The sequence below is a fragment of the Streptomyces shinuiensis genome, assembly GCF_043660855.1.
Classification (GTDB): domain Bacteria; phylum Actinomycetota; class Actinomycetes; order Streptomycetales; family Streptomycetaceae; genus Streptomyces.
Genome location: NZ_JBIHML010000005.1, coordinates 16,928 through 32,898, shown reverse-complemented (window position 1 = coordinate 32,898; position 15,971 = coordinate 16,928). Strand labels below are relative to the sequence as shown.

Genomic DNA, 15,971 nt, shown 5'->3' with positions numbered 1-15,971 from the left:
GCGAGTGGGTTCGTTCACAGCTCATCCAGCGCCGTGCTCAGCTCGGCGAGGTACCAGTCGGCCCAGGTGGCCACTTGTTCCCGAGAGAAACGGTGCAGGTGGTACCAGAAGTTGAATCGAGGCTCGTCCTGCCAGATGTCGATGATCAGGAACAGACCCGCGATCTCCACGAGCGTGGGGGCGTCGAGGCCCGAGAGCTCCTGCTCGCTCAGCGGTGCGAGGCATTCGAGCACCTCGACACGGAGTTCCTCGGAGCGCTCCTCACGCTGGTAGTTGTTGAACATGATGAACGGGTCGGTGAAGTATGTGTCCTCCGGCAACCCGATGAACGGCGGCACGTGGCGCACCAGGTCGGCCGGCGGGTAGGCACAGCGCCCGTTGATGGCGGCGATGGTCCGGGTGCACTGCTCGGCTATCTCGCCCACCGAGCGGCCGGTGGTCCGTATGGACACGGGGAAGGGCGCGACGAAGGGTCCGACCGTCCGGGCGAAGGCCTCCTCCGGACGTCCGGTGACGATGGTGCCCAGCGTGACGTCGCCCTGGCCGGTGATCCGACTGACGAGCCGTGCGTAGACGGCGGTCAACAGGGAGAACGGGGAGACCCCGGTGCGTCCGGCGACCGCGACCAGGTCGGGCCAGAGCGCCTCGTCCACGGTCGGCGTCAGCCGGGCGGATTCGTAGCCGCGTGTCACGACGAGTTCGTCGCGGGAGACGGCCGTGTTGTCGGCGTTCGGCAGCATGGTTGGCCCGGGGCTGTCTGTGTAGAGGCCGGTGAAGAACGCCCGGTCCTCCTTGACGGGCCCCTCCAAGTACGCGGACTGCCAGGCGATGAAGTCGGCATAGCGGGGGGCGGCTTCGGTGAAGGCCGTTTCGCCCCGCACCGCGGCCAGATAAGCGGTGCGCAGGTCGTCGGTGAACACCGACACCGACACACCGTCGAACTCCAGGTGCTGAAGCCCCAGAACAACGAGGAAGGAGGTGTCGGACAGCTCCAGGCAGGTCACCGTCCAGGGCACCCGGACGGCCGGGTCCGGCATGTCCGCGCGGATGCGCTCGGCGTGCCGGGTGACGGCCTCAGCCCGCTCCTCGGAGGTCAGGTCCCGCAGGTCGACGAAGAGTGCGGCGTCGTCCGGCAGCACCTCTTCGAGCCCGACGACCACGGCCTTGCCCTCCTCGAACCGCCAGCGCAAGACGTCGTGGCGGTCCGCGACTGCGGTGAGCGCGGTCCTCAGGGCCCGCCGGTCGAGGGTTGTCTCGAAGAGGATCGGGACCAGCAGGCGTCCGTAGCCGATCGACAGCAACTTCAACCAGCGGGACTGTTGTAGGGAGACCCTGCGCACCTCACCGGCGAACGAACCGGTGCCCGATGCCGCGGGCGGCGCAGCCGGGCGGCCGGTCACCGCGGCAGGGACCGTGCCGGGGTCCGTGGAGCCGGTGGCCGGATACGGGAGCCCGGACAGGAACTCGGTCAACCGATCGGCCGTCGGGTACTGGAAACACAAGTTGGCCGGCAGCGGCTGTCGCAGGCGGCGCTGGAGGCCGTTGCGGATCTGGATCGAGGACAGCGAGTCCATGCCGAACTCCACCAGCGGGCGGTCGGCGTCCGCCTCGTCCGCGACGCCGGCTCCGAGGACCCGCTCCACCTGTCGCCGGACTTCCCGACCGATCAGCCCGATCCGTTCTTCGGGCGTACAGTGCCCGAGCCTTTCGGCCAGGTCCCCGTCGGCGGGACGAGCAGCGGGGGCCGGCGCCGTCAGGGTCGAGAAGAAACCGCACCCGTCGAGGTGGTGGCGGTCCAGGAAGACGGGCCAGTCCACGGGTGCGACGACGACCCGGGTCTCCGCAGTGTGCAGCACCCGGTCGATGAGGGCCGCCCCGGCGACGCGGTCGATGCCGCCCATGCCGATGCGGGCCAGCTTCTCCAGGGTGTCCGGTCGGCCGGCCAGGAAGCCGGTGTCCGACCAGGCTCCCCAGTTGACCGTGGTGGCGGGCAGCCCGGCGGCGCGCCGGTGGTGGGCCAGTGCGTCGAGGCAGGCGTTGGCCGCCGCGTGGTTGGCCTGCCCGGAATTGCCGATGAGACCGGTGGTGGAGGAGAACAGGACGAACAGTTCCACGGGATCGCCGCGCTCGGCGGTGATCCCGTGCAGGTGCCAAGCCCCGTACGCCTTGGGGGCGAGGACCTTCTCGAAGCGGTCCCAATCCAACTGGCCGAGAGTGGCATCGTCCAGGACGCCGGCCGCGTGGACGATGCCCCGCAGCGGCCGGTCGGCGGTCGCCGCCCGACCGAGCGCCTCCCGTACCTGCCTGGCGTCGGAGACGTCCGCGTTGATCACCTCAACGTCGAGGCCGCGCTCGCGCAGCCGCTCGAGCACGGCCTGCGCCGCGCTGTCGGGTGCGCTGCGGCCCACCAGGACGAGGCGTCCGGCCCCTGCTTCGGCCAGCCGCTCGGCAGCGAGCAGGCCGACTCCGCGCAGGCCGCCGGTGACCAGATAGGTGCCGTTCCCCGCAATGGCGCGGCCCGGTGCGGCAGCCGCCGCCTGCGGTCGGGACACGAGGCGAGGCACGTACCGCTGCCCGCCGCGGACCGCGACTTCGCTTTCGGTGGTGTCGGCGGCCAGTTCCCGCAGCATCGCCGCGGCGTCGGCGGCCGGTTCCGCCGCCGGATCCAGGTCCACCCGGGTGCAGTTCAGATCAGGGTGCTCGATCGCGGCGGTCCGTGCCATGCCCCAGAGGGCGGCATGCGCGGCCCCTGTCTCGGTCACGTTGCCGTCGGCCGCCTGGGCGCCGCGAGTGGCCAGCCACATCCGCGTCGGGGTCATGTCCCGCTCGGCCAGTTCCTGGAACAGGTGCAGGGTGCCCGCGCCCACGGAGCGGACCGGGTATCGCGGGTCCAGCGCCAGGAGGTTGATCACCGCGCGCGGCGGCTCGGTCTGCCGGTCCAGCAGCCCGGCGACCTCGGCACGCGCACCGAAGTCCACGGCGTCGGCGGTGGCCTGTGCCACCCGGCCGCCCGCCTGCCGGATGTGTTCGGCCAGGGCGTCGGAGACGGGGTCCGGACCGCCGCACAGCAGCCAGAGCCCGGTCAGGTCGACGGGGTCGGCAGGCGCCTGCGCCGACTGCCATGTGACCTCGTACAGCCAGTCCTCCCACGCGGGTGCGACGACGGTGGCGGCACGGCTGGCGGAGCGCGCGGCAGGGGCCTCGATCCAGTGACGTTGCCGCTGGAACGGATACGTCGGCAGACGCCTGCGCCGGAAGGGCTCGCGGTACACGGCGCCCCACTCCACGTCCGCGCCGCGCTCGTACAGCGCGCCGAGGCTGGCCAGGATCTCGGACCGGTCGTCGCTCCCGGGGCGCAGGGACGGCAGCCAGAGCACCCGGCTGTCCGGCAGGGCCGCGGCGGCGACGCCGGTCAGTACGGGAGTGGCCCCTATCTCGATCGCGGCGTCGACGCCGAGACCGGCCAGCGTGGTCAGCCCGTCCAGGAAGCGCACGGGTTCCCGCAGGTGGCGGCGCCAGTAGACGGGGTCCGTGACCTCGGCGCCCACCGGGGCACCGGTCAGATTGGACAGCAGCAGATGTCGCGGCTCGTGGAGTGAGACCGTCCGCACCACCTGCTCGAACGCGTCGAGCACCGGGTCCATCAGTTCCGAGTGCCCAGCCCGGGTGATCCGCAGTTCCTTGACTTCCAGCCCGTGCTCGCGCAACTGCTCGCACGTGGCCGCCACCGCCTCGGAGCGGCCCGATATCACCGTGTTGGCCGACCCGTTGACCGCCGCGACGGAGACCCCATCGGCCTGGCGCAGCAGTTCCACCACGGTGCTCTCACCGGCCAGTACGGCCGCCATCGAGCCGTTCTCCGGGAGGCCCTGGAGCAGCTTGCCGCGCTCGGCGACCAAGCGTAGGCCGTCCTCCAGGGAGAAGACGCCGGCGGCCCACGCCGCCGCGTACTCGCCCAGGCTGTGGCCCATCATCACGGTCGGGGCGACGCCCCAGGACTCCCAGAGCCGGAACAGCGCCGTCTGAAGGGCGAAGACCAGCGGCTGGGCGTGGGCGATTCGGGGGATGGCCCCGATCTCCTGGGTCGTGTACAGGAACTCCGCGACGGAGGAACCGAGGTACTCCGCCAGGACCTGGTCGCACGCGTCCAGTGCTTCTCGGAAGACGGGCTCGGTCTCGTAGAGTCCACGGCCCATGGTCAGGTACTCGCCGCCCTGGCCGCTGAAGAGCGCGGCGACCCGCTGTACGGCACGTCCCCCGGGACCGGCGGTGAACTCCGGCCCGTCCTCGGCCCGCTCGGCGAGCCTGGCCAGGGCTCGCTCCGTGTCGTCGGCGACGACGGCCAGCCGGTGCGGGAGATGGCGACGGCCCAGGGCCGCGGTGGCCGCGAACTCCTCGAAGGGGGTCTCCGGTTCAGCCGTCAGACGGTCGCGAAACCGACCCACGAGCTCGGTGAGCGCCTCGGGGGTGGCGGCACTCAGCGGAAGCAGCCGTGCGGCCGGCGCGGTCGCGTCGCTCGCGGGTCGCTCGGGGGCTTCCTCCAGGACGATGTGGGCGTTGGCGCCTCCGAGACCGAAGGCGCTCACTCCAGCGCGCCGGGGCGCGTCCGCTCCGGCTGGCCATTGGGTGAGCTCGGTGACCACGTGGAAGGGGGTGTCCTCGAACCCGATCCGGGGGTTGGGGCGGCGGAAGTTGAGCGTCGGCGGGATCTGTCGGTGGTGCAGGGCCAACACCGTCTTGATCAGGCCCGCCATACCGGCGGCCCAACCGAGGTGCCCGATATTGGTCTTGACGGTGCCGATCCCGCAGCGATGCGTGTCGGGTTCCGTCCCGTAGGCCTGGGTCAGGGCGGCGACCTCGATCGGGTCGCCGAGGGTCGTCCCGGTGCCGTGCGCCTCGACGTATCCGATGGTGTGCGGGTCGACGCCGGCCACGTCGAGTGCGGCGTCGATCACGGCGGCCTGGCCCTGGATGCTCGGGGCGGTGTAGCCCACCTTGCGACCGCCGTCGTTGTTGATCGCGGAACCTTTGATCACCGCGTAGACGCTGTCGCCGTCCGCCAGCGCCTCGCGCAGCGGCTTGAGCAGGACCACACCGGCACCACTGCCGAAGACCGTTCCCTCGGCGTCCTCGTCGAACGCCCGGCAGTGGCCGTCGGGCGAGAACACCATGCCCGGTTCGTACGCGTACTCCTCGATCTGGGGAACCGGGATGCTGACGGCGCCGGCCAGCGCCGCGTCGCACTCGCCGTTCAGCAGTGCCTGACAGGCCAGGTGGACCGCGTAGAGCGAGGTGGCACAGGCCGCCTGCACGGCGACAGCGGGGCCGGTGAGGTCGAGCTTGTACGAGACTCGGGAGGCGAGGTAGTCACGGTCGGCGGCGACCGCGATCTGGAGGTCCGCCATCGAGTCGAGGAAGTTGCTGTCGCTGCGCGAACCACGGGTGGGATGGACGTGGTTGATCATGTAGGTGCTGAGCCCGCAACCGCCGTAGACGCCCACCGGCCCCTGCAGGCCACCGGGATGGTAGCCGGCGTCCTCGATCGCCTCCCAGGCGCATTCGAGGAAGACCCGGTGCTGCGGGTCCAGCAGTTCGGCTTCCCGTGCGCTGTATCCGAAGAAGGAAGCGTCGAACTCCTCCACTTGGTCCAGTACGGCGGCGGCGCGCACCTGCTGGTCGCTTCCGCCCGGTCCGGCGGAAGCGACCTCGACCGACTCGACGCCGTCGGCGAGGTTCCGCCAGTACGTCTGCGGATCGGGGGCACCCGGGAAACGGCAGCCGAGACCGATGACGGCGATGTCCGAGGCGTCCGCTGCGGCTTCGACACCATGGGCGGTGTCCGGGGCGGGCGACGGATGGTCGTTCATGCGCTGGTGTCTTTCTTCACGACGGCGGAGCCACGCCTGACGGGCCGCTCACGACGGGATCGGCGCTGGGCCGGCCGCTTGCGGGCCGATCCGGCCGCGTTGTGATCGAGGTACTCTGCCAGGGAACGGATGGTGGGGTGGTCGAAGGCCGCGACCAGGGGGAAGCGCCGGCCGATCGCGTCGGTCAGCCGGGTGTGCAAGTGGGTGACCAGCAACGAGTTTCCGCCCAGGTCGAAGAAGTTGTCGTCCAGCCCGACCTCGTCGAGCTGGAGCGTCTCCCGCCAGATTGCGGCGATGAGTTCCTGCCTCTCGGTCGACGGGGCCACGAACGGCACCGCCAGGGCCGGACGTGCAGTGGAGGGCGCGGGCAGGGCCGCCCGGTCGACCTTGCCGCTGGGCGTCAGCGGCAGCCGGTCCATCACCACGTAGGTGGTGGGAACCATGAACTCCGGAAGCCGCTCGCTCAGGTGGTGATGCCACTTCGGTACGAAGCGCAGCGTCACGGGCTCCGCCGTGCCGTACTCCGCTGATCCGGGTGCCGGCACGAGGTAGGCCGCCAACTGTTGCTGGCCGGCCTGGTCGGTCGTGGTCACGACACAACACTCGGCGACGTCCCGGTGGGCGGTCAGGGCCAGTTCGACCTCCCCCACCTCGACGCGGTGGCCGCGGATCTTGACCTGCCGGTCGTTGCGGCCGAGGTACTCCAACACTCCCCCCGGAAGCCGGCGCGCCAGATCGCCGGTCCGGTACCACCGCCCGGTCCCGTCGGCGGCGACCCCGAAGCGCTCCGCCGTCAGGTCGGGACGCCCGAGGTAGCCCGTGGCCAGGCAAGGGCCGCCGAGGTGGAGCTCCCCGGGCTCGCCGTCCGGTACCGGTCGGCCCGCGGAATCGAGGAGCCGCGTCTCCACGTGCGGCAGCGGCGTCCCGATCGGAGGCAGTCGCGGCCACCGGTCCGGGTCGCCGGTGAGGACGTGCGCGGTGACGACGTGGGACTCGGTCGGCCCGTAGTGGTTGTGCAGCCGGCAGCCGGGCATGGCGCGCAGCCAGTCCACCACAGCCTGGGTGACCTGGAGCTGCTCCCCGGCGCACACGATGTCGCGCAGGGCGGGCTGCTCGTTCTGCCGTATGCCGCGCTGGGCGATCTGGTGGAGTGCGGCGGCCGGGAGGAAGAGGCGGGTGACCCTGTGCCGGGTCAGCAGCGCCAACAACCGGTCCGGGTCGCGTCGGGACTCCACGTCCACCAGTACGAGTGTGCCGCCGGTACAGAGGGTGGCGAAGATCTCCTGGAAGGAGACGTCGAAGCTGATCGGGGCGAACTGAGCGGTGGCGAGGCCGTCTTGCGGCTCGTCGGTGCGTGCGTGCCAGTCGATGAGCCGGGACAGCGAGCCGTGCGCCATGGCGACGCCCTTGGGCAGGCCGGTGGAACCCGAGGTGTAGAGGATGTACGCGAGGTCGTCGGGCCGAACCTGGGGCAGGGCGGGGTCCTCGTCGGCTGCGGGCCGCTCGGCGTCGTCCAGGTGCAGGAGCCGGACCTGCTCACCGGCCGAGGCGAGGGCGGGCACCTCCTCCGCAGTGCGACGGTCGCACAGCACCACCCGGGCTCCGGAGTCCGCCAGCATGTGGCGCAGCCGCGCGTCCGGATAGGCGGGGTCGAGCGGTACGTACGGTCGACCGGCCAGCAGCGTACCCAGAACGGCCGTCACGAGCGATGGGGAACGGTTCAGGCAGATGGCCACGGGAACGCCCTGTTCCGGGCCGCTTCCCAGCCTGGCCGCGAGGGCGCGGGCGGCGTCCAGGAGTTGACCGTAGGTGAGCCGGTCGGCTCCGTCGACGACGGCGTCGGCGCCGGGAGCGCTGCGGGCCTGACGGATGAATGCCTCGGTCACACTGGGTGTCACGCGTGCTCACCTCTCTCCAGGAGCAGGGTTTCACTCAACGGGGTTCCGAGGTAGCGGCCAGTGACCGTCCAGCCCGGGCGCAGATCGGGTTGGACGTGCTCGTAGAACAGTCGACCCATGAGGATGGGGCTGCGCATCAGCACGCGCACCCCGATCGGCGCGGTCCGGTGGATCCGGTCCAACAGTCGGGCCTTGCCCACCAGGCCGTTGGCCACAACGACCAAGTCGTAGCCGGAGTAGTCGACGGCGGCGGCATCCTCGCACACGATCCGCGCGTGGGGTTCCGGAGCGCAGAACCGATCCGCCATTGCGGTGGCCAGCGCGACCGTCTCGGCGTGCCGGTCCACGCCGACCACGGCCCGCCGCGCCAGACCGCTTGTCTGAAGGGCCACGAGCGTCTCGGGATAAGGACCGCAACCGACCACCGCAGCGCGGACGGCGGGCCGGCGGCGCAACAGTGCCAACTCCCCCGTCGTCCCCCGGTAGTCCTCCAGCGCGAGCATCGAGGTGTCCCCGAGACCGGTGCGCAGGGGGTCGGACAGCACCCGGCGACTCGCGGCCGCCTCCTCCTGGCGCAGATGTGCGGCCCAGTGGCCTGACAGGGCCGCGCGCACAGTGCGGTACTCCGGCATCGCCTCCAAGGACCGAACCACGGCGGGGTCCGTGATCCCACGGCAGAACGCCCACAACTGCCGCATGATGTCCGCCGCCAGTGCGGCATCGGTTTGCCGGACGTCCCCCGCTCCGTCGAGAGCCCTCTGCATCCTCGACAACTCGACCAAGTGCAACTCGACCGCTCTTGCGCCACGAGGGGACGGAGCAAGCTCTTTCCGGAACATGGGAGGCATGTAACAGCGAGCCGTACTGGCGGGTCAAGACCGAATAACAAGCCATCTCATTTGGCGTAGTCGGTAGTCTGCGGGCGTGACGATCGTGGAACGACTGGTGCCGGATGAGCTGTGGGAGCTGTTCCAGCGGGTGGTACCGCCTGCTCCGACACGACCGCAGGGCGGCGGCCGCCGCCGGCACGGTGACCGGGAGGTGCTGGCCGCGATCATCTTCGTGGCCACCTCGGGATGTACCTGGCAGCAGCTGCCGTCCGCGTCGTTCGGGCCGTCCGGGGCAACCGCGCACCGGCGGTTCGCCGAGTGGACCCAGGCGCGGGTGTGGGCCAGGCTGCACCGCCTGGTGCTGGACGAACTCGGCGCCCGCGGCGAGCTGGACTGGACCCGCTGCGCGATCGACTCGGTGAACATGCGAGCCCTGAAAAGGGGGAGCTGACCGGCCCGAATCCTGTCGATCGAGGCAAGTACGGCTCGAAGATCCACTTGATCACCGACCGGAATGGTCTGCCCCTCTCAGTCGGAATCTCCGGGGCCAACACCCACGACAGCCAGGCCCTCGTCCCGCTCGTGCGCGGTATCCCACCCATCCGGTCCCGCCGCAGGCCCGGCAGGCTCTACGGAGACAAGGGCTACGACTACGCCCACCTGCGCCGATGGCTCAGTCGCCGCGGCATCCGCCACCGCATCGCCCGCAAGGGCGTCGATTCCTCCACCCGGCTGGGCCGCCACCGCTGGGTGGTGGAGCGAACAGTGTCCTGGCTGGCCGGCTGCCGTCGCCTCCACCGCCGCTACGAACGCAAGGCCAGCCACTTCCTCGCCTTCACCAGCATCGCCTGCACCCTCATCTGCTACCGCCGACTCACCAAATGAGATGGCTTGTAACGAGTTGGTGCGTGATAGCGAGTGGGCCGTGTTTGGCCTGGTCGTGGCCTGTCTTCAGGCGTTGGTGGTGCGGTCGGATACGAGGCTGGCGATGGCGCGGTAGGTGTCTGGCAGCCAGTCGCGGTGGTGGGTCCAGCGCATCAGTTGCTTCCAGCGTTTGTGGTCGGCGAGGGCGTGTTCGACGGTGATGCGGTCGGAGGAGTGCCCGTGGCGGTCGCGTTCCCATTGCTGGACTCTGCCGGGCAGTGCTCCCGGCCTGGGCTTTCTGGGCGGTGTGATCGCCTGGCCGCGGTGGTCGCGGCTCAGGCCGAGGTAGCCGTCGTCCAGGAGGACCTCGACGTCGGGGAAGTGCTGGAAGCACACGGCGATGCCCTCGCTGCGGGCAGCCGTGGCATCGTGCATACGTCCAGGTCGCAGGGCATCGGTCCACAGCGTGCGGCCACGCCGGTCGGCGATGACGGTGGCCTTCATGGTGTTCTGCTTCTTCTTGCCGGAGACGAACGCGCGCCGTCCGCCGCGGTTGGCCGGCGGCCGGCGGACCTGAATCTCGGTGGCGTCCAGCCGCAGCTCGACGCCTTCGGCCTGGGCGTAGGCGAACACGTCCGTCAGGGTCCGAAGGCGCAGGCCGGGGCGGTCGGGGACCGCGCACCCCCGCTCGGCCAGGAGGGCGCGGATCTCGCCGATGGCCCGGGTGATGGTGAAGCGGTCCACGCCGAACAGCAGGCCCAGCACCGAGTGCGGCAGATCGTGTCGCAGATGGATCAGGGTGGCCACCAGCCGGTCGACGAAGACCAGCTGGTGGCGGGCGCCGGCACCCGCGGCCCGCGTCCGGGCTCCGCCTCGGGCTTCGTGGCGGCGCCCCTCCACAGCGGCCTGCCACGGCACTGCCAGCTCTTCAACGAGGCGCGTGAGGTGGCGCCGAGTGATCCCCGTGAACAGCTGGTGCGTCAGCACCGCCCGATTGACCGTGATCGCCACAGCCGGATCATGCCACCTGCCTGGCACGACGCCTCACCCGCTATCACGCACCAACTCGTAAATATCCTGTCACCAATAGCCACAAGCACGACATCGTCTCGCTCGGCGAGTTCACAACGGCGCGTGAGGGGCTGCTGCATGATCGGGCGACAGTCGGGGTTTACGCAGCGAGCGCCGCGGGTGGGGTCCTGATGGTTCTGTACTCGGCGGGGGCAATCGGGCCGGGCGTTTCCGGCGCCGTCGGCGGTGGTAGGTGCGTTCGCTCCAGGTCGCGATCGCAATCCACAGTTCGTGCCGGGTGCGCCAGGTGCGGCGGCCGAGGACCTTCTTCTGCAACAGTGCGAAGAAGCTCTCCACGGCCGCATTGTCGCCGGCCGCACCGCCTCGGCCCATCGAGCCGACCAGGCCGTGACGTGCGAGCACGTTTCCCAGCTCGTCCCCACGCCCGAAGGCGTGAGCCGAACTCCCCGCGGGCCGGGCAGCTTCCGGCAGGCGCTGCCGGTCCCGGGGCGGTTCAGTACGACCTGCCCTGACCACTGGCCGCTCCCAGAACCAGGCCCAGGCGAGAGATGGTCAGCGGTGGTCGGCGGCAGAGGCTTCGGTCTGGTAGGCGGCGGCTTGGAGGGCGAACATTTGGGCGTACTCGCCGCCCAGCGCCATCAGCTCGTGGTGGGTGCCGGATTCAGTGATCCGGCCGCCGTCGAAGACGTAGATGTGGTCGCAGTCGACCACCGAGGCCAGGCGGTGGGAGATGAGGACGGTGATGCGGCCCGGGTGCCGCCGGCCGTGGAGGACGGCTTGGTAGACGGCGTGTTCGGCGCGGGGGTCCATGCTGGCGGTGGGCTCGTCCAGCAGCAGGACGGGGGCGTCCTTGTACAGGCCGCGGGCGACGGCGATTTTCGCCCATTGGCCGGCTGAGAGTTCCTGGCCGTCCTTGAAGCGTTTGGACAGCAGCGCGGTCCAGGTGCCGGGGAGGGCGGCGATGACCTGGTCGGCGCCGGAGGCGACGGCGGCGGTGTGGGCGCGCTCGGGGTCGGCGTCGGTGAGGGTGCCGCGCGAGACGGTGATGTTGGCCAGGGCGGAGAAGGGGAAGCGCACCGGGTCCTGCAGGACGGCGGCGACGCGGGCCTGGAGGGACTCGGCGTCCAGCTCCCTCACGTCGGTGCCGTCCCAGTCGATGGTGCCCTCGCTGGGGTTGTAGAGCCCGGCGATCAGGCGGGAGCAGGTGGACTTGCCCGAGCCGTTGGCGCCGACGAATGCCACGGTCTGGCCGGCCCGCAGGGTCATCGAGACGCCATTCAGCGCGGGGGTGTCCTTGCCGGGGTAGGTGTAGGAGACGTCGGTAAGGGTGATCTCCCGCACGGCAGGGGGTGCCAGCCGGCCGGTACGGCGGGGCAGCAGGGCACGGCAGCGCTCCACCGTGGACAGTAGGTCGTCGACCCACAGGGCGTGCTCGTAGACCAGGTGGGCGACGTCGACCAGCCGGGTCAGGGCCCGCTGGCCGGTCTGGATGGCCAGGGCCGCCCCGGCGCCGGCGGCCAGAGGGAGCCAGCCGGCGATCAGCATGGCGCCGAGCGCGAGGTAGGTCAGGCCGGTGCCCATCCCGCCCAGGGCCCGGCCGAGCAGGTTGGTGACGGCGGCGCCGGTGCCCAGACGGGTGTCCTCGGCGGCGATGAGGCCCGTGATGCGGTGGTGTTCGGCCAGCAGGGCCGGGGCGGCGGTGTCCGAGCGCAGCTCGGCGGCCGTGTCGCGGTCCAGCAGCAGCCAGGAGAAGAGCCGCACCCGGCGCTGCATGGCGTTCCACCGCTTGAAGGAGACGAACCGGGCGCGGGAGGCGCGGATGGCGGCCGCACCAACCGGCACCACCGACAGCAGCAACAGCGGCAGCAGCACCGGATGCAGCACGGCCAGCACCGAGGCGGTGCCCAGCAGGCCCAGGGACGCGGAGGCCAGGGAGACGACCTGGCCGACGATCTGCCGGGCGTAGAACAGACCCCGGTCATAGGCCCGGTAGACCTCGTCGTGCCAGTCGGCGTCGTCGATGATCTCCAGCCGCACCCGCGCGGTCAGGGACAGAAACTCCGCCTCCAGCGCGGTGCGGATCTTCGGCGTCAGCCGGGCCTGGCCGAGAGCGACCCCGCTCTCCAGCAGCCCGCGGGCGGCGAAGAACGCCACCACCACCAGCAGCTGGGGAGCGGCGGCGCGCACCCGCTCCGGAGTGGGTCCGTGGGCGAAGAGCTCCTGGAGCACGGCCACCGACGCCATCAGTCCGAAGGCCGCCATGGCCGCGGACGCCAGCTGCAGCGCCACCACCGCCACCATCGCCCGGGGGTCGGCCCGCCAGGCCAGAGCGCCGACCTGGCCGGTGATGCGCGGCAGCCGCCCCAGCAGCTGCCGCACGCTCGCCTGGGCCGCGGCCCCGTCGTACACCGACCAGTACGCCTCCTTCATGCCGCCGGTGAGGCCCTCACCGTCCGGGCCGGGCGGGATGGAGACCGGAGGCAGCGGCAACGCCCCGCCGCGCTGACGCGGAACGCCGGGTGCTTCCGCGGCGGGGGAGGGGGTCTCGTTGTCGCTCATGCCCGGCCCCCGTCCCGCGGCGCCGACAAGACCGATCCGGTCGGCAGGTCCCAGCCGATGGTGTCCGTGCCGTGCCCGGCCTCGGCGCGCTGGCGACCGCCAGAGAACTCCAGCCGGTACGTGTCCGGCCGCCCGGCGCGCACCCACCGCCGGTGGGCCTCCTCGACCTCGGCCCAGATCTCCCGCCGGCCGCCTTCCTCGATGCGCCAGGTGCCGGGTCCGTCAGGAACGGCCCGGGTCCAGGAGGCGTCGCCTGGGGCGATCAGGGTGAGGTGGTCGGCGGTGAAGTCCCGCACCACCCCGGGGGCGAGGTAAGAAAAAGCCAGCCAGAAGCCATGCGCGTCGGTCTCTGGAGGGGGCACGTCGGTGGTGCGGCGCCGAGCGGGCTCTTGGTTCGCCAGGTGGCGGTGGTCTTGGACGGAGAGCCAGCGGTGGCCGGCCACTGGCCGGTGCCCGCACTCCCGCCCCTCCAGGACCGCCTCGAAGTCGTTGCCGGTGCGCCGCACCAGGCACTCCCCGGGCCAGCCGGGCGAGGCGGTGGTGATCGTGGTGAGCAGCCGCCCGCCCTCGGCCAGCTGCTCCAGCCAGGCGGGTGGGATGGAGGGGACGGCGAACGTCGACAGGATCCGGTTGTAGGGGCCGCCGTCGGCGCAGCCGTCCAGACCGTCACCGGCCACCACCCGTACCGGAAGGCCGTGCTCGGCGAGCCGTCGGCGGGCGGCGGTGGCCAGGTGTGGGTCGGCTTCGACCGTGACCACCGCGCCGGGGCCGAGGAGGTGGGCGGCCAAGGCGGCGGTGATCCCCGCGCCGGTGCCCAGCTCCAGGTAGCGCAGTCCTGGCCGTAGCTCCAGGCGCTGGAGGGTGTGGGCGGTCATGGCCACCGTGCTGCTCAGTCCGGTGATTGCCCCGCCGGTTACCGTCCCGCGCCGCTGGGCGGCCAGGTCTTCGCCGTCGTGTTGGACGAGTACCGAGCCGCCGTCGTAGAGCATTTTCAGCCACTCGGCGTGGTCCTCGGGGTGGGTGCCGTCCAGCAGTTGCCACACGCCCGGTTGCGCGCCGGGGGTGTTGCGGCGCACGTACGCCCGTGGCAGCAGTACCTCGCGCCGCACGGCCAGCAGCGCGGCGCGCACCATTGGGTCGTGCAACTGGCCGTCGGTTTCCAGGCGGGCCACCATGTCGGCTCTGGCGGCTGCGGCCTCCGGGCAGCTTGAAGCCGCAGGGGTGGGGTGGTTCTCGTCGGCGGGTGGAGCGGGTGGTGGGCAGGGGTGCACGGGCAGGCCTCCGGCAAGGTGAGGAACGGGTGCGGGCAGGGGGGCGGTGTGGCGGTCAGGTCGGGCGTCTTCGGGCGTGGGGGTGTCGTGCGGTGGGGGCGGCTCGCCGGTGGGCGTCCGCCAGCCGGGCCAGTGCGTCGTGGGCCTGGGCTGCCTCGTGCGCGGTGCCGCAGGCTTCGGCCCACTGCAGGTCGTCCAGGGCGGCCAGCGTGGTGAACGCGGGCAGCGCCCGGGCCTCCTCGCCGGTCAGCGGGCGTCCGTAGCCGTCGAGGAACACTTCCCGCAGCCCGGGCCGGGCCGCCCACGGGCCGGCTGCCAAGGCGGCGAGATCCGCCACCGCGATCCCGATCTCGGACCGTTCGAAGTCGATCACGCCCAAGCTCTCGCTGCTGGCCTGCCACAGCCAGTTCCGCGGCCGGAAGTCGCCGTGACGCCAGGCCACCGGCAGCCGGTCGGCCAGGTCGCCCACGATCTGCCGGCTGCGGTGCACCAGCTCCCGTTGCTCGCGGGTGAGCAACTGCCCTGCCCGCTCCAGGTGCACCGCGGAACGGGTGACGGCGCGGTGCGCGACGGCGTCCGCCTGCCGCCGCGCCTGAGGTACGTGCAGCGCCGCGTCGTGCAGCCGGCGCAGCAGTCGCCCCGCCGCGCGGTGGATGACGCGCGCGTGGGCGCCGGCGGGAGGCAGATGGTGGACCAGGGTGCCGGACACGGCGGAGATCATCAGCGCGTGCAGCCGCGGCTCGTCGGCGAGCAGGAGCGGGGCGCCTCCGGGCCGCAGCCCGGCCAGGGCGCTGCGGTAGGTGCGGATCTCGCGCTGGAAGTGGCGGGCGGTCGGGGCGATCTTGACGTAGCCCGCGGTGGAGGTGTCGCCGCGCCACACGCGCCAGACCCGCGAGGTGGCCCGCGGCCAGGACACATCAGTGATCTGTACCGCCTGGCCGCACTGGGCCATCACCCACCTGCGTAGGTCCTGCGGCATGGCCGTCCCGGTGTTTGGCCTGGTGATCTCGCACCGGCCGGTTCCCTGAACGGTGGGCGCTGTACTCCCTTCGCGCACCGTCACCGAGTTCCTTCCTCGACTGGCGCGGAAGTGGGCATCGCGACAGCCGGGTACGGGGCTTCGGCGGCCGGCCAGCCCAGTGCGGTGAAGGCGCGGCCGGCCCGGACGCCGTCCAGCGCGGTGCGGGTGTAGTCCACCAGCGGCGTTGGCAACGAGTCCCAGGCGAACCAGTCCAGCGCGGAGCACTTGTCCGGCTCGGCGATGTACGGGCTGCCCTGCCAGGCATGGACGCGGAAGAACATCTGCAGCTTCGGCACGCCGTCGCCGCCGGGGTCGAGCATGTGGACGGTGTGGACCAGCTCCAGGTCCTTCTCACGGATGGTGACGGCGAGTTCCTCGAAGCCTTCGCGGGCCGCACCGGCGGTGGCGGGCTCGTACTCCACACCGCCTGCCGGTACATGCCAGGTGTCGGGGGCGTAGAGCGCGTCCGGGACGCGCTTGCCCAGCAGGATGTATCCGTCGCGTTCGAACAGCAGATGCGCGCCAATGACACTGGGGGTGATGGCCAAAGGGGTCTCCTAGAGCGGCGTGTTCGTGCAGGTGATCGGTTAACGAGGGTCCGTCCGGGCCTGTCACGCCACCAAGAGGCG

The 15,971-nt window shown here is 71.6% G+C and carries 9 protein-coding genes; 1 reads left to right on the top strand and 8 read right to left on the bottom strand.

The genetic code is table 11. The features are described from left to right. Positions 1-14: 14 nt before the first annotated feature. Genes ACGRHY_RS28780 through ACGRHY_RS28770 form a run of 3 tightly spaced genes read right to left on the bottom strand, consistent with a single transcriptional unit; the run spans position 15 to position 8,397 of the window. A complete protein-coding gene (locus ACGRHY_RS28780; RefSeq protein WP_394638592.1) occupies positions 15-5,867 on the bottom strand; it encodes an SDR family NAD(P)-dependent oxidoreductase in 5,853 nt (1,950 codons plus the stop codon). After that, positions 5,864-7,765 (bottom strand): non-ribosomal peptide synthetase, encoded by a 1,902-nt coding sequence (locus ACGRHY_RS28775; protein WP_394638591.1) that lies wholly within the window; start codon positions 7,763-7,765, stop codon positions 5,864-5,866. Before ACGRHY_RS28775 ends, ACGRHY_RS28780 begins: the two co-directional genes overlap by 4 nt. Continuing rightward, positions 7,762-8,397, bottom strand: coding sequence for a hypothetical protein (locus tag ACGRHY_RS28770; protein WP_394638590.1), 636 nt, complete (start codon positions 8,395-8,397; stop codon positions 7,762-7,764). The genes ACGRHY_RS28775 and ACGRHY_RS28770 overlap by 4 nt, the downstream gene beginning before the upstream one ends. A gap of 301 nt (positions 8,398-8,698) precedes the next feature. On the opposite strand from ACGRHY_RS28770, the gene ACGRHY_RS28765 reads away from it, so the two are divergent. After that, a protein-coding gene (locus ACGRHY_RS28765; protein WP_394638705.1) for an IS5 family transposase occupies positions 8,699-9,480 on the top strand; the annotation gives its coding sequence in 2 pieces (ribosomal slippage) (positions 8,699-9,031 and positions 9,034-9,480; 780 coding nt in all). A gap of 66 nt (positions 9,481-9,546) precedes the next feature. Here ACGRHY_RS28765 and ACGRHY_RS28760 read toward each other — a convergent pair. The 5 genes from ACGRHY_RS28760 to ACGRHY_RS28740 form a co-directional block, all read right to left on the bottom strand. After that, positions 9,547-10,470, bottom strand: a complete 924-nt coding sequence (locus ACGRHY_RS28760) for a transposase family protein (protein WP_394638589.1) — start codon at positions 10,468-10,470, stop codon at positions 9,547-9,549. A 573-nt stretch (positions 10,471-11,043) separates the two neighbouring features. Beyond that, positions 11,044-13,050, bottom strand: a complete 2,007-nt coding sequence (locus ACGRHY_RS28755) for an ABC transporter ATP-binding protein (RefSeq protein WP_394638588.1) — start codon at positions 13,048-13,050, stop codon at positions 11,044-11,046. Continuing rightward, on the bottom strand, positions 13,047-14,225 hold the full coding sequence (locus tag ACGRHY_RS28750) for a protein-L-isoaspartate O-methyltransferase family protein (protein ID WP_394638587.1): 1,179 nt from the start codon (positions 14,223-14,225) through the stop codon (positions 13,047-13,049). Before ACGRHY_RS28750 ends, ACGRHY_RS28755 begins: the two co-directional genes overlap by 4 nt. A gap of 151 nt (positions 14,226-14,376) precedes the next feature. After that, complete coding sequence (locus tag ACGRHY_RS28745) at positions 14,377-15,300, bottom strand: phosphotransferase (protein ID WP_394638586.1); 924 nt, start codon at positions 15,298-15,300, stop codon at positions 14,377-14,379. A gap of 80 nt (positions 15,301-15,380) precedes the next feature. Then, entirely contained in the window at positions 15,381-15,890 is a 510-nt protein-coding gene (locus ACGRHY_RS28740; RefSeq protein WP_394638585.1) for an NUDIX hydrolase, read from the bottom strand. Positions 15,891-15,971 lie beyond the last annotated feature (81 nt).